Here is a 13,902-nt window from a genome sequence, read left to right as displayed (position 1 = left end):
CGGACGCGGGCGCGGACGCGGGCGCGGATGCGGATGCGGACGCGGGCGCGGGCGCGGATGCGGATGCGGACGCGGGCGCGGGCGCGGGCGCGGGCGCGGATGCGGACGCCGCGGCGCGGGGGCGGCGCCGTGGAGCGCGCCGTCCGCCCGGCGGGCGGGCGCGCTCCGCTCGGAAGTGGCCTCGCCGGCGCAGGTCGTCTACGAGTCGTGGGCGGATCGTGACGAGGGATTCCGCGGCTGGCGCGCTCGCCCGCGCCGCGCGAGAGGTGATGGACGATGCTGCTCGATCTGGAGACAGAGGTCCTGTGTGGTCAGCTCATCGTGGGCGGCTTCGACGGCGCGGAGCCGCCGGCCCGGTACCTGCGGGCGCTCGCCGAGGGGCGGCGGGGCGGCGCGATCCTGTTCCGGCGCAACGTGCCCGACATGACCGCCACGGCGCAGCTCTGCCAGGCGCTCGCCGCGGCGGGCGGCCCCGAGCGGCCCCCGTTCATCGGGATCGATCAGGAGGGCGGCCGCGTGACGCGCCTGCGCGCGCCGTTCCTGGCGCTGCCGCCGATGCGCTCGCTCGGCGAGCTCATGGATCTCCCGCTGCTGCGCCGCGCGGCGCGGGCCGTCGCGTCCGAGCTCGGCGCCGTCGGCATCAACCTGAACTTCGCCCCGGTGCTCGACGTCGACTCGAACCCCGCGAACCCGATCATCGGCGATCGCGCGTTCGGCCGCGATCCGCACACGGTCACGAGGGCCGCTGTCGCGTTCCTCGAGGGGCTCCAGGAGGAGGGCGTGCTCGCCTGCGGCAAGCACTTCCCGGGGCACGGCGATACAGCGCTCGACAGCCACCTTGCGCTCCCGACGATCGCCCACGGCCGCGGCCGCCTCGACGAGATCGAGCTGCCGCCGTTCCGCGCGGCCTCCCGGGCCGGCGTCGCGTCGCTGATGACGGCGCACATCGTCGTCGAGGCGCTCGACCCCGGCGTCCCGGCGACGCTCTCCCGCGCCATCTGCACCGGCCTCCTGCGCGACGAGATCGGCTTCGAGGGGGTGCTCTTCTCGGACGACCTCGAGATGGCCGCGATCGCGGCGCACTACCCGGTCGAGGAGGCCGCCACCGCGGCGATCTGGGCGGGCTGCGACGCGCTGCTCATCTGCAAGGACGAGGACCTGCAGGACCGCGCGCACGAGGCGCTCGTGCGCCGGGCCGAGCGCGATCGGCGCTTCCGCGACCGCTGCGTCGAGGCGGCCGCGCGATGCCTCCGGCAGCGCCGCCTGCGCCCGCCGCGGCCGGTCGCCTCGCCGGCGGCGCTCGCCGGGATCGTCGGCGGGCCGGCGTCTCGGGCGGTGCTCGAGGACGTCGAGCGGGCGCACGCCGCGCTCGCCGCGGGGGCGGCCACGTGACCGCGCCGCCGGGGGCCGCGCGCGCGGAGCCCGCCGAGCACCCCGACCGCCCGTTCGTCCTGGCCGCGCGGCGGCTCGTCACGTGCGACCCGTCGCGCGCCTCGGCCGGCGATCCGCTCGGGGTCATCGAGGACGCCGCGGTCGTCGTGCGGGGCGGCGCGATCGAGGCGGTCGGGCGCCGGCAGGAGATCCTGCGCCCCGGGTCGGGCCTCGCCGCCGCGATGGAGGCCGCGGGGGTGGTGACGCCCGGGCTCGTCGACTGCCACACGCACGCGCCCTGGGTCGGCTCGCGCGACGCGGAGTACGCGGTCCGCATGGCCGGGGGCGATTACGAGGCGATCGCCGCGGCGGGCGGCGGCATCGTCGCGAGCATGCGGGCGGTGCGCGCCGCGACCGCCGGCGAGCTCGCGGGCGCGCTCCGCGCGCGCCTCCGCCGGATGGCCGCGCTCGGCGTGACCGCCGTCGAGGCGAAGAGCGGCTACGGGCTCGACGAGGCCTCGGAGCGCAAGCAGCTCGAGGCGGTCGCCGAGGCGGGGAGGGACGCGCGCCTGCCCCGCGTCGTGCCCACGTACCTCGCGCTGCACGCGCTGCCCCCGGAGGCGGGCGGCGACCGCGCGGCCTACGCCGCGACCGTCGCGCGCTCCTGGCTGCCCGCGATCGCCGCGGCCGGCCTGGCGCGGTACGTCGACGCGTACATCGACCGGAGCGCGTTCTCGGTGGACGAGGCGCGGCCGGCGCTCGAGCGGGCGCGCGCGCTCGGGCTCGGCGTGCGCGTGCACGTCGGGCAGTTCGCGGACGTGGGAGGCGCCGAGCTCGCGGCGGCGCTCGGCGCCGCGTCGGCCGATCACCTGGAGCACGTCGCGCCCGAGGGCATCGCGGCGCTCGCGCGGGCCGGGGTCGCGGCCGCGCTCCTGCCCGTCGCGAGCTTCACGCTGCGGCAGGAGCCGCCGCCCGTCGCCGCGCTCCGGGCCGCCGGCGTCCCGCTCGTCGTGGGCAGCGACGCGAACCCCGGCACGGCGCCGACCGAGAGCTTGCCGCTCGCGCTGGCGCTCGCGGTGCGGCTCTACGGCCTCACGGTGGCCGAGGCGATCCTTGGTGCGACGCGCGAGGCGGCGGCCGCGCTCGGCCTCGGCGGCGTGTGCGGCGCCGTGCGGCCGGGGCTCCGCGCCGACCTCGTCATCTGGGACCTGCCGCACGAGAACGCGATCGTGCAGCCCTGGGGCGCGCCGCGCGCAGAGGCCGTGCTGCGCGACGGCGAGGTCATCGCCGCGGCCGGCTGAGGTTCGGCGCCCTCGCGGCGCGCTCGCATCAGACGAGATCACGTCAGGGCAGGAGCGGTTGGGCGAAGGGCGCGGAGCTCGCCGTGTGGACCTGCTCTAGCGCGTCCGTGTCCGTGTCCGCGTCCGTGTCCGGATCCGCGCCCGCATCCGCGTCCGCGTCCGCGTCCGCGTCCGCATCCGCGCCCGCGTCCGGATCCGCGTCCGCGTCCGCGTCCGCATCCGCGCCCGCGCCCGCGCCCGCGTCCGCAATCGCCTCTGTATTCCTTCTGAGGCACCGCTTTCATTCAGAACGCGGATGTCGGAATGACGCTCTCCGGGCTTGCGAGCGTGCCCGCGTGCTCGGGAGGCGCAAGGCCAAGCCGTGCTCGCCGTGCTCGCGCGCTGCGCGCGCTGCGCGCGGCTGCGCGCGGTGCGGAGCTTCGCTCCGCAGCCTTGCGCCTCCCTGCGCGCGCGGGCGGGCCGGGGGGGCCCCGGAGGCGCGGGGCGAACGGAGGTTCATCATGGCTCTTCGCATCTACTCCATCGCAATCGATATGGTGCAGCGGCTGCGGCCGCTGATCGAGCGCATCGGAACCAGGGACTCCAATCTCGCCGATCAGCTGCGACGCGCGGCGGCGAGCGTGCCGCTGAACCTGCACGAGGGCGCGTACTCGCAAGGAAGGAACGTGCGTGCACGTTTCCATAACGCGCTCGGCTCCGCGGCGGAGGTGAGAGCCTGCCTCGATGTGGCCGAGGCGCTGGGCTACCTCGACCAGGTGGACCCGGCGCTCCGGGATACACTGGACCGGATCGTGGCAACAGTGCACCGGCTGGTGCGGTAATCCGTGCCGAAGGCGGGCCGTGTCTCGACGGCCCGCCCTCCGTGATGTCACGCCCGTGGGCGGACCAGACGGACCAGGGTAGCGATCACATGATCGAGGTGGTCAACCGTAGCTGCGTCGACCTCGGTGACGTAGCGCATGGCCTTCGCGACGTCGACACAGGCCATGACCTCTCGCGCCGAGCCCAAGGCGGTCTGGTAGCGCTGTCTTTTGTGTCCGGCCGTATTGCCCATGCCCTCCGCGGTGTTGAGCGCCACGCTCGCCGCAGCCCTGCGCATTTGCCGTGCGAGATCCGAGTCTCGCCGCTCGATCTGCTCAGCGACTGTGGCCAGTCCAGCGATCATCTTGAGAACGACGTCATAGATTCGAAGCATGATGGCCCTCTCCAGCCCGACGACCCGCTCGCCGGGCCCCCGCCCTCCACCGGCGCGCGCAGGGGGGTGCAAAGCTGCGGAGCGAAGCTCCGCACCGCGCGCAGCCGCCCGGAGCCGCCCGCAGCGCGCGCAGCGCGCGAGGACGGCGAGGACGGCGAGCACGGCTTGGCTTTGCGCCCCCCGAGCACGCCGGTACGCTGGCCGTCCCGAGCGAGCGCGCCCGCGTCGGCATCCGTATCCGTATCCGTATCCGTATCCGTATCCGTATCCGTATCCGTATCCGTATCCGTATCCGTATCCGTGCCCGCGCCCGCGCCCGCATCCGCGCCCGTGCCCGCATCCGCGCCCGCGCCCGCGCCCGCATCCGCGCCCGCGCCCGCGCCCGCATCCGCGCCCGCGCCCACCCCCCGCAAGTCAAGCCTGGACGCGCGTGCACCCTGCGCGTATGCCGCGCGCATGACTGAGACGCAGAGCCCTGTCGCTGTCCCTAGCCGCGCGGACAGCTCGTTCGATCCGGTCCCGCTCCTCGCCGAGGAGCTGAGCCTCCCGCGCCAGGGGGTCGCGGCGGTGGCCAAGCTGCTCGCGGAGGGGGCGACGGTGCCGTTCATCGCCCGTTACCGCAAGGAGGCGACCGGCGGGCTCGACGAGGTGCAGATCCGCGCGATCGAGGAGCGCCGCGCCTACATCCTCGAGCTCGAGGAGCGCCGCGCCACGGTGCTCGCCGAGATCCAGAAGCAGGGCAAGCTCACCGACGCGCTCGCCTCGAAGATCCGGGCCTGCCGCACCAAGGCCGAGCTCGAGGACCTCTACCTCCCGTTCAAGCCGAAGCGCCGCACGCGGGCGATCATCGCGAAGGAGCGCGGCCTCGAGCCGCTCGCGGACCGCGTCTGGTCGCAGCCCGAGGACGGCAGCCCCGAGGAGGAGGCCCGCGCCTTCGTCAGCGCCGAGAAGGAGGTCCCCGACACGGCCGCCGCCCTCGCCGGCGCGCGCGACATCTGCGCCGAGCGCATCGCCGAGCACGCCGACGTGCGCAAGCTCGTCCGCGAGGCCTACGCGAAGGAAGGCGTCATCAAGGTCCAGAAGAACGAGGAGCACGAGGGCAAGCAGACGAAGTTCGACATGTACGCGAGCTTCGAGGAGCCCGTCGCGAACATCCCCTCGCACCGCTACCTCGCCATCCGCCGCGGCGAGGCCGAGGGCGTGCTCCGCGCCTCGATCGAGCTCGCGCCCGAGCCGCTCGTCCCGCCGATCCACGCCGCGATCGGCCTCAAGCCGAAGTCGCCGTGGGCCGGCGAGCTCACGAAGGCCGCGGACGACGCCGTGAAGCGGCTCCTCTTGCCCGCGGTGCAGAGCGACGTGCGCGTCGATCTCAAGATGCAGGCCGATCGCGCCGCCGTCGAGGTCTTCGCCCAGAACCTCCGCGAGCTCCTGCTCGCCGCGCCGTTCGGCACGAAGGCGGTGCTCGGCATCGACCCGGGCCAGCGCACCGGGTGCAAGTGCGCCGTCGTCGACGAGACGGGCAAGCTCCTCGAGCACACGACCATCTACCTGGTCGGCAGCAGCGACGCGCTCGAGCGCGCGCGGCAGGACCTGCGCCGCATCTGCCGCAAGTACCCGCTCCGCGCGGTCGCCGTGGGCAACGGCACGCACGGCCGCGAGACCGAGGCGTTCGTGAAGGACGTGCTCGCGTCGGAGGGGCTCAAGGAGCAGACGGCGAACGCCGATCTGCGACCGTCGGAGAAGCTGTTCTGCGTGCCCGTCAGCGAGGCGGGCGCCAGCGTCTACTCGGCCAGCGAGGTCGCGCGCGAGGAGTTCCCCGACCTCGACCTCACCGTGCGCGGCGCGATCAGCATCGCGCGGCGGCTGCAGGACCCGCTCGCCGAGCTCGTGAAGGTCGACCCGAAGAGCATCGGCGTCGGCCAGTACCAGCACGACGTCTACCAGGGCCTGCTCGCGCGGAAGCTCGACGAGGTGGTCGAGAGCTGCGTCAACCTCGTCGGCGTCGAGCTCAACACGGCGAGCGCGCCGCTGCTCGCGCGCGTCGCCGGCATCGGCCCGAGCCTCGCGAAGAAGATCGTCGCCCACCGCGACCTGAACGGCGCGTTCAAGAGCCGCAAGGCGCTGCTCGACGTGCCCGGCGTCGGCCCGCGGACGTTCGAGCAGGCGGCGGGCTTCTTGCGGGTCCGCGGGGGCGAGCACCCGCTCGACGCGAGCGCCGTGCACCCGGAGCGCTACGGCCTCGTCGAGCGCATCGCGACGGATCTCGGCGTGCCGGTCGGGTCGCTCATCGGCGACACGGCCGCGATCGCGCGGATCGACCCGAAGAAGTACGAGGCCGGCGACGTCGGCTCGTTCACGCTGAACGACATCCTCAGCGAGCTGAAGAAGCCCGGCCGCGACCCGCGCGCCAGCTTCGAGCCGCCGAAGTTCCGCGACGACGTGCGGACCATGGAGGATCTCAAGCCGGGCATGGAGCTCGAGGGCGTGGTGACCAACGTGACGGCGTTCGGCGCCTTCGTCGACGTCGGCGTCCACCAGGACGGCCTCGTGCACGTCTCGCAGCTCGCGGATCGGTTCGTGAAGGATCCGAACGAGGTCGCCAAGGTCGGCGAGAAGATCAAGGTGCGCGTGCTGGAGGTGGACCTCGTGCGCAAGCGCATCTCGCTCACCGCGAAGAAGGGCGGCGCTCCCGCCGGCGCGCGCCCCCAGGCCGGCGGCCCGGCCGCGGGCGGCGACGGGCGCCCCCGCAACGATCGCAACGGCGGCCGGCCGGCCCAGGGGCAAGGGAAGGGGCAGGGCAGCTCGGGGGGCGGCTTCCGCAACAACCCGTTCGCGGATCTGCTGCGCAAGTGAGGTGAGCGCCGCCCCGGGGCGCGTGCTCCAGCGCTCCGGGGCGCGGCGCGTGCTCCAGCGCTCCGGGGCGCGGCGCGTGCTCCAGCGCTCCGGGGCGCGGCGCGTGCTCCAGCGCTCCGGGGCGCGGCCTAGAAGCCGTGGTCTGCGAAGAAGCGCTCGATCCTGAGCGAGACGAGCTCAGGGAACTCCACCGCGGTGGTGTGGGTCCCGCCGCGGACCACGAGGACCTCGGACATCGCGATGCGGCGCGCCATCGATTGCGTCAGCGCCCGGGGGGTGAACGCGTCGCGGTCGCCCGCGATGAGCAGCGTCGGGACGTCGATCTGCTCGAGCACGTCCTCGGCGTCGTGCGTGCCCAGCGCGCGGAGGTTCCTGAGGAACGCCTCCATGTCGAACGGACCCGGCTCCAGGAGATCGGCGGACACCTCCCGGTCGAGCGTCTTCCCGAGCAGTCCCATGCGCTGAAGCCAGAGCACCGCGTCGGGCTTGCCGACGGGGCGACGCGTCACCCGGGTGGCCGCCGTGTGAGCGCGCGCCGCCAGATCCACGAGCGGCGGGAAGAACCGCCCGAGCCCTGGCAGCGACCCCATCGTCTCGAGCGGCCGGCGGTAGGTGCCGTTCAGCAGGACGAGGTTCGCCGCGAACCCGGGGAGCCGACGGAACGCCTCCAGCGCGATCTGGACGCCCATGCTCCAGCCCATGAGCGAGGCGTTCCGGACCCCCTCGACCGCGAGGATCGCTTCCAGATCGCGGACGTGGTTCGCGACCGCGTAGGCGTCCGGGGCGTCCGGCGACGGGCGCTTCGACGCGTACATCCCGCGGTAGTCCCACGTGATGAAGCGGTACTGGTCGGACAGGTACTCGATCTGCGCCCGCCACGCGAGGTACGACCCGCCGAGGCCGTTGACCAGGACCACGGTCTTTGCCCCGTCGAACGGCGGCGGCGTCACGCGGTACGCGATGTCGGTTCCATCAAAGCTCGTGACCCGACGCGTTTCCATCCGGAGCGACGACCGCCGCGAGGGCGGCGGAGCTCCCCCGCCGGCCGAACCGGCCAAACCGGACGGCGGCGCCTTCTGGCCCCCATCGGATGGACTGGAGGGTGCCTGGCGGCCCCCGCCGGAAGAACCGGGTGAAGAAAGGGGCGGCAGAGGCCGACCCCCGCCGAACTTGAACCACGCCATGGGCCCCTGCTTCCTACCCGGTCCCTCCACCGACGGCCACGCTGCCGGCGACGGCGCGCGTGCGGGGCGGGGACGCGCGCACCCCCCGACGATGACGCGGCCGCTCGTCCGGATGGCCGCGCGGTGTTGCGATCGCGTGCCGAAACACATCCGGCGCTGCGATCGCCATCGCGTTGACATTCCACGCGGCGCGCCGCTAACGTGCCCGGCGGGTCGTCCGCTCGCCCGGCGCTCCCGTTGTGTTGCTGATCGTATCGTCCCCGCCCCCACGTCGGTCCGCTGGACGTCGGCCCCTGTCGTCTGTCGCCGCCCGCGCAGGGGCAGCTCCGGTTCGGGCCGTGGTGGGTCGATCGACTCGGGCGGGCTTGGTGTTTCTGGGCGAAGTGGTGCAGCGATCCCGTCCCCGAGGAGCCGATGGCTGAAGAAAAGAAGAAGAGCAAGATCGATCTGAAGGCTCGGCTGGGCAAAACGGCGGTAGGCGGGGCACCGGGAGCGGCCGTCCCCCTCCCGGTGCCTGGTCAGCAGCCCGGATCGGGGCCGCCTCCTGACGGGAGCCCGCTCCCGGGCGGCATTCCCTCGCCGCATCCGAGCGCGCGTCCGCCCATGCCGTCCGTGGGCGGCATCGCGCCCCCGCCGGGCATCTCGCCAGGCATCCCGCTGCCTCCGTTCGCGCCGCAGCCGCGTCCCGTGATCCAGACGCCGCCGCCGAAGCCCACGGCGGCCGCGCAGACCATCAAGGTCGAGGTCGGCGAGGAGGTCGAGCAGGAGCGGCGGAAGGCCTCGAAGCGGACGGCGCTGTACGCGGGCCTCGCGGCGGTGGTCGGCATCGCCGTGGGCTTCGCGATCGGCGGCGCGAAGGAGCGCGGCGATCGCGGCAAGGCCGCCGTCGAGGGCGCCGCGGCGCTCGAGAAGGACGTGCGCGCCGCGAACGAGAAGATGGAGGAGCTGAACAAGAAGCTCGAGGACGCCAACGCGCAGCTCGCGCAGAAGAAGTTCCCCACGGGGCTCACGACCGAGCTCGGCGCAATCAACGTCCCGTTCGACGCCACGAACCTGGAGGGGAAGCAGATCGGCAGCCTCCCGGGCCGGGTGATGCGGCAGCTGCTCGCCTACACGACGTCCGTCCAGGATCTCAACAAGACGAAGGACAGCCTCAAGAACCTGCTCGCGGCGGCGCAGGGGCCTGTCGAGAAGTCGTGGAAGGAGCAGGACGAGCCCGTCGTGAATTTCTCGGTGCTCTTCCGCCGGGACGGCGACAAGACGCTGGCCGAGCTCGTTCCGAACAAGGCGCCGTTCCCCTTCGGCAAGGACTGGCCGGCGAAGTACGCGGTCACCCGTCTCGAGCGCACACAGCAGGGCATGAAGCCTGCCGAGAAGGAGGCCACCCGCTGGACCAAGGGCGACCTCGCCGGCGGCGATCTGCAGGCTCTTCCGGTCGATCCTCAGACCGTGGCTGCCTTCACGAGCGAGCAGATCGTCTTCAAGCTGCGCGGCGCGATGATCGACGTCCGCCAGCTCCTCGAGGGCAACAAGGAAAACCCCGTCACCGAGACGCCCGGCCTCATCAAAGAGGGCGACGATCTCGCGAACGAGCTCCGCAAGATCTCCCTCGCCCGCTAAGCGACGGTCACCCGCTTCGGATACGGGCCCACCTCGACGTTTTCGGTGCTCGGCGTACGAGAGTACGCCTGCGCGCCGAAAACGCCGATCTGGGCCCGTCTCCTGTGCGGGTGACCGCCGCTTGGCTGGCCGCGTTTCAGATCGGAGGGGGCAAGAGGGCCGCTCTCGTGGCTCCTCCGCCAGGCGCGGCGCATCCCGCATCGACGGTGGGGTCGCCGCGCATCTCACGTGGACGGTGGGCTCGACGCGCGTCTTGCGTCGACCGACGGTAGGCCCTCCTCGGGCCGGTCAGCTCGGCACGACGTGGACGTCGACGTCCACGTCGCGCACAAGGGAGAGCTTCAGGCTGCGCCGCCGGCGCCCATGGCCCGGGGCCGGACGATCTCCACCTTGCCGATCTGCCGCTCGTCGCTGTCCCGCACGATGAACCGCAGCCCGAACTTGCTCACGGCCGTGCCCACCTCGGGCACCTTGCCCACATGCTGCGTGAGCATCCCACCGAGCGAGTCGTACTTCCCCTCCCGGTCGAGCTCCGCGCCCAGGTACGCCGAGAGATCGCTCATCGACACGGCAGCATCCGCGACCAGCCGACCGTCGCCGAGGTCCTGGATCGCCGCCCCCTCGTCCGTCTCGTCGTGCTCGTCCCGGATGTCGCCGACGATCTCCTCGAGCACGTCTTCCAGGGTGACGATTCCCGACATCCCACCAAACTCGTCGACCACGATCGCGAGGTGCTGTCTCCGGCTCTTCATCTCCCGGAGCAGCGACGAGAGCGGCTGCGACTCCGCCACGAAATTCGCAGGGCTCCGCGTGATCTCCCGCAGCGTCGTGTTCTTGAGCCGGCGCTCCTCGAGGACCTTGAACAGGTCCTTCGCGTAGAGAAGACCAGCGATGTTGTCGATCTGATCCTTGTACACCGGATACCGGGAGTGCCCGCTCTCGGTGACGATCTCCAGCACCTTCTCGAGCGGCGTCGAGATCTCGATCGCCTCGACCTTGGACCGCGGCACCATGACGTCCCGCGCCGTGAGATCGGCGAACTCGAGCACATTCCGGATCATCTCCGCCGGTTCTCGCCCGAACAGGCCGGAGCGCTCGACCTCGTCGACGAGGATCTCGACCTCGGCCTCGGCCACCCGCGGGTCGGACGGCTGCTCACCATCCTTCGCGCCCAGACGGGAGCCGATCCAGCCGAGCGGCACGGCGAGCGGCAGCATCGCGATCTCGAGGGGGCGCAAGAAGCGGACCGCCATCGACGCCGCCCTGTCGGCGTGCTTGCGACCCAGCGTCGAGCTGACCTCGTAGAGGGCCCCGCTCACGACGATGGTGGTCGCCAGCCCGAGAGGCAGGGCAGCTCCGGGGAAGCTCCGCCGGAAGAACAGGTCGAAGCAGGCGGCGGTCAGGCTGGTCGACACGACCCAGCCGAGCAGGTAACGGGAGCGGAGCTTGGCGTCCTCGCGACGAATCCGCTCGTAGGCGGCCTTCGTGGGGCCCGTCGACTGCTCGATCAGCGCGCCGAGCCTCGTGGCGCTCAGCGTCGTCAGTGCGGTGTCGGCGCCGACGAACAGCGAGCCAAGTACAGCGGAGAGAACTGCAGCGCCGAGCGCTGGCAATGGAACGATATCGGGACTCAAACCGAGGCTCCTAACGAACGAATCGTAACGGAACAGGCGAGGGGAGCGCAACCGGCCCCAGGCGCGAAATCTCAGGAGATGCTGGATCCGCGCGTTCTCGCCGGACTCTCTGCAAGACGGACTCTCAGGCTCGACCAGCGATGGCGAGCTCGGCCAGTGACATGATCCGTGGATCTGCTGAAGTCCAGGAATTTACCTTATCATGTGGCTTTTCTCTCACACGGCAGGTTTTTCACGGACGCCTGCCGTCCCAGAGAAACCGCGTAGGACGGAAAAACGGGTCGAAGACAGCGTGGGGGAGCCCTCGGCGTCGGCGTCATCGGCGGCCTCGGGGGCGCCCAGCGCGACAACGAACCCCTCCGGATCGAGCCACACAGCGGCTCCGGGTTGTTCAGGGGCTGCGGAAAAGTCGGATTCCGTGAGCGATTGTCCGAGGCGGGCGCGCCGGGCGCCTTGCTCGGTCAGGCGGGCGACGGGCAGGCTCGACGCGGCCGCCTCGGCGAGCGGGCGGAGCGCGGCGCGCAGCGCGTCGGCGCCGGCGTCGAGGGGCACCGCCTGCTCCACCGTGAAGGCGCCGCTCGCGGTGCGGCGGAGCGCCGACAGGTGCGCGGGGACGTCGAGGTGCGCGCCGAGGTCGCGGGCCAGCGAGCGCACGTAATAGCCCTTGCTCACATCGAGCTCGATGTCGAGCGCAGCCGGCGCGGCGCCCGCGACGGGCGTGGCCGGCGCCGCGGCGGGCGCGGCTGGCGCGGCGCCGGCTGCCGGTGTGCCGGCCAGCGGGAGGGGCCCGCCAGCGAGCGGGAGGGGCCCGCCAGCGAGCGGGAGGGGCCCGCCGCGCCAGACGCCCGAGAGATCGAGCGACCGGACCTCGACCGGCCGGGCCGACAGGTCCACGGCCTGGCCGGCGCGCGCGAGCGCGTAGCTGCGCTGGCCCGCGACCTTGATGGCCGAGTACGCCGGCGGCGTCTGGGCCCGGCGCGCCCGCTCCGCGTCGAGCGCCGCCGCGATGCGGGGCGCCACGGCGGCGAGCGCCTCGCCCCCGGCGGGGACACCGGCCGCGGCGAGCGCGCCGAGCTCCTCGTCGAGCCACGCGGGCAGCGGCTGCGTCGCGGTGACCTCCCCGTCCGCGTCGAGGGTGTCGGTCCCCACGCCGAGGACGACGCGCGCCGTGTAGCGCTTGTCCTGCGCGGTCAGGTACGGGGCGAGCTTCGTGGCCTCGCCGACGAGCACCACGAGGACGCCGGACGCCATCGGGTCGAGCGTCCCGGCGTGGCCGATGCGCTTGACGCCGAGGGCGCGCCGCAGCCTGGCCACGACGTCGTGGCTGGTCGGGCCGCGCGGCTTGTCGACGACGAGCACGCCTTCCGGCCGCGCTCGCCCGCTGGAAGCCCGCTCGGGCCCAGGGCGCGACGGCAATTCCGCAGTCTCCGCCTGTTCCGCAGGTTCCTCTGTGGGCTCGGGCATGGGTGGGGGATCTGTCGGGGCTGCTCGCTTCATCCGAACCAGATCGATTTCCGGGTGGCCAGGGTGTCGTCGATGAGCCCCTGGATCGTCGCGCGCACCCGCTCGGCGAGGCGCCGCACAAGGATCTCGTCGTCCGCCGCCTCGGGGCCGTAGGCGTCGAACCGCACCGGCTCGGCCAGGCGGATCTTCCACTTGGTTGGCGCGGGGACGAGGCCCAGGGGCCCCAGCGCGGGGAACGTCGGCGTGATCGGCAGGTAGGGGATGCCGAGCGCGCGCGTGACGTGCTCGACCCGGTAGAGGAGCGGGTTCGTCTCCTCCGCGCCCACGATGGCGCAGGGGACGAGCGGCGTGCGCGTGCGCAGGCAGAGCCGGATGAACCCGCCGCGACCGAACCGCTGGAGCCGGTACCGGTCCTTGAAGAGCTTCCCGCTGCCCTTGGCGCCCTCCGGGAACACAGCGATGAGCCGCTCGCCCGCGAGGAGCCGCTCGGCGTTCTCCTGGCAGGCCCGCACGGCCCCGAGCCGGTTCATGAGCGTGCCGGCGAACGGCAGGTAGTACACGAAGTCGTCCGCGAGCCATCGGAGCTCGCGCTGGGCCGGGTGCTCCCGCCGCACCGCGGCCCGCAGCATCAGCCCGTCGTAGGGAATGGGCCCGCCCGAGTGGTTGGACACGACGAGGCACCGCCCCTCGCTCGGGATGTGCTCGATGCCCTCGAGGTCGATCCGGAAGTAGTGCTTGTACAGGAAGTCGAAGAGCGGCCGGTACCGCGCCTCGGACTTGGGATCGAAGCCGAACTCGTCGACCTCCTCCGTGCGGCTGCGCAGGCCGGCGCGCCCCCACTGCCGCAGGTAGAAGTCGGTCGACAGGACGTCTCGCGCCGTCCCTCGCTCGGAGAGCGGCGGCTCGCCGTCGGCGTCGGCCGCGCCGCCCTCGCCGGGGCTCCGGACCGTCTCGGGCCCGCCCGGCGCCGCGCCGCCCGCGGCGTCGGGCGAGGACCCGGCGAGCATGCTCTTGAGCCGCGCCTCGAGCTCGCGGATCTGGCGTTGCAGCTCCTCGGCCGTGACCGGCACGACCGGCGCGTGCGCCTCCGAGGACTGCGTCTTGCGCCCGTCCGAGGGCTCGGTCGGGCCGATCGGCGCGAGGTACCGGGTCTCCTCGTCCTCGACGTCGATGCTGGGCACGACCTGCGTGGGCCCCGGCCGATCCGTCCTCGCCCGCGTCGACGCCGGCGGTCCGTTCACTGCTCCCTTGCGCTCTCGATCGTGTTCTGTGCCCATCCC

Annotated in this window: 10 protein-coding genes; 5 read left to right on the top strand and 5 right to left on the bottom strand. The window is 73.0% G+C overall.

What is annotated here, in order from left to right; genetic code table 11:
- Window positions 1-276 precede the first annotated feature (276 nt).
- The 3 genes from nagZ to WMF24_RS22680 all read left to right on the top strand — a co-directional run bounded on the left by nagZ (window position 277) and on the right by WMF24_RS22680 (window position 3,493).
- On the top strand, window positions 277-1,392 hold the full coding sequence (nagZ, locus tag WMF24_RS22690; protein WP_437738521.1) for a beta-N-acetylhexosaminidase: 1,116 nt from the start codon (window positions 277-279) through the stop codon (window positions 1,390-1,392).
- The gene (hutI, locus tag WMF24_RS22685; RefSeq protein WP_437738520.1) at window positions 1,389-2,672 is read left to right on the top strand and encodes an imidazolonepropionase; all 1,284 of its coding nucleotides are present in this window, start codon (window positions 1,389-1,391) and stop codon (window positions 2,670-2,672) included. Before nagZ ends, hutI begins: the two co-directional genes overlap by 4 nt.
- Before the next feature lie 500 nt (window positions 2,673-3,172).
- Complete coding sequence (locus tag WMF24_RS22680; RefSeq protein ID WP_437738519.1) at window positions 3,173-3,493, top strand: four helix bundle protein; 321 nt, start codon at window positions 3,173-3,175, stop codon at window positions 3,491-3,493.
- A 47-nt stretch (window positions 3,494-3,540) separates the two neighbouring features.
- On the opposite strand, the gene WMF24_RS22675 is transcribed toward WMF24_RS22680, so the two are convergent.
- Entirely contained in the window at window positions 3,541-3,867 is a 327-nt protein-coding gene (locus WMF24_RS22675) for a four helix bundle protein (protein ID WP_437642173.1), read from the bottom strand.
- Between the two features lie 456 nt (window positions 3,868-4,323).
- On the opposite strand from WMF24_RS22675, the gene WMF24_RS22670 reads away from it, so the two are divergent.
- A complete protein-coding gene (locus WMF24_RS22670; protein WP_437738518.1) occupies window positions 4,324-6,720 on the top strand; it encodes a Tex family protein in 2,397 nt (798 codons plus the stop codon).
- Window positions 6,721-6,848: 128 nt separating this feature from the next.
- On the opposite strand, the gene WMF24_RS22665 is transcribed toward WMF24_RS22670, so the two are convergent.
- A complete protein-coding gene (locus tag WMF24_RS22665) occupies window positions 6,849-7,721 on the bottom strand; it encodes an alpha/beta fold hydrolase (protein ID WP_437738517.1) in 873 nt (290 codons plus the stop codon).
- A gap of 786 nt (window positions 7,722-8,507) precedes the next feature.
- Between WMF24_RS22665 and WMF24_RS22660 the strand changes: the two genes are divergently transcribed.
- Window positions 8,508-9,524 (top strand): formin, encoded by a 1,017-nt coding sequence (locus WMF24_RS22660; protein ID WP_437738516.1) that lies wholly within the window; start codon window positions 8,508-8,510, stop codon window positions 9,522-9,524.
- 341 nt (window positions 9,525-9,865) lie between these two features.
- Here the strand turns inward: WMF24_RS22660 and WMF24_RS22655 are convergent, their stop codons facing one another.
- From WMF24_RS22655 to WMF24_RS22645, 3 genes are all read right to left on the bottom strand, one after another.
- Entirely contained in the window at window positions 9,866-11,158 is a 1,293-nt protein-coding gene (locus tag WMF24_RS22655) for a hemolysin family protein (protein WP_437738515.1), read from the bottom strand.
- A gap of 216 nt (window positions 11,159-11,374) precedes the next feature.
- A complete protein-coding gene (locus WMF24_RS22650; RefSeq protein ID WP_437738514.1) occupies window positions 11,375-12,574 on the bottom strand; it encodes a tRNA pseudouridine synthase B in 1,200 nt (399 codons plus the stop codon).
- Window positions 12,575-12,651: 77 nt separating this feature from the next.
- The gene (locus WMF24_RS22645; protein WP_437738513.1) at window positions 12,652-13,899 is read right to left on the bottom strand and encodes a lysophospholipid acyltransferase family protein; all 1,248 of its coding nucleotides are present in this window, start codon (window positions 13,897-13,899) and stop codon (window positions 12,652-12,654) included.
- Window positions 13,900-13,902: the final 3 nt, after the last annotated feature.

The organism is Sorangium sp. So ce1335, assembly GCF_051521615.1.
In the GTDB taxonomy this organism is placed as follows: Bacteria; Myxococcota_A; Polyangia; order Polyangiales; family Polyangiaceae; genus Sorangium.
The sequence above is the reverse complement of the archived record's forward strand: the minus strand, read 5'-3'. Positions and strand labels throughout refer to the sequence as shown.

Bases quoted from the DNA above. Each gene is read 5' to 3' on its own strand.
- nagZ (WP_437738521.1), top strand. From the start codon at position 277: ATGCTGCTCGATCTGGAGACAGAGGTCCTGTGTGGTCAGCTCATCGTG.
- WMF24_RS22680 (WP_437738519.1), top strand. From the start codon at position 3,173: ATGGCTCTTCGCATCTACTCCATCGCAATCGATATGGTGCAGCGGCTG.
- WMF24_RS22675 (WP_437642173.1), bottom strand. From the start codon at position 3,867: ATGCTTCGAATCTATGACGTCGTTCTCAAGATGATCGCTGGACTGGCC.
- WMF24_RS22670 (WP_437738518.1), top strand. From the start codon at position 4,324: ATGACTGAGACGCAGAGCCCTGTCGCTGTCCCTAGCCGCGCGGACAGC.
- WMF24_RS22665 (WP_437738517.1), bottom strand. From the start codon at position 7,721: ATGGAAACGCGTCGGGTCACGAGCTTTGATGGAACCGACATCGCGTAC.
- WMF24_RS22660 (WP_437738516.1), top strand. From the start codon at position 8,508: ATGCCGTCCGTGGGCGGCATCGCGCCCCCGCCGGGCATCTCGCCAGGC.
- WMF24_RS22645 (WP_437738513.1), bottom strand. From the start codon at position 13,899: ATGGGCACAGAACACGATCGAGAGCGCAAGGGAGCAGTGAACGGACCG.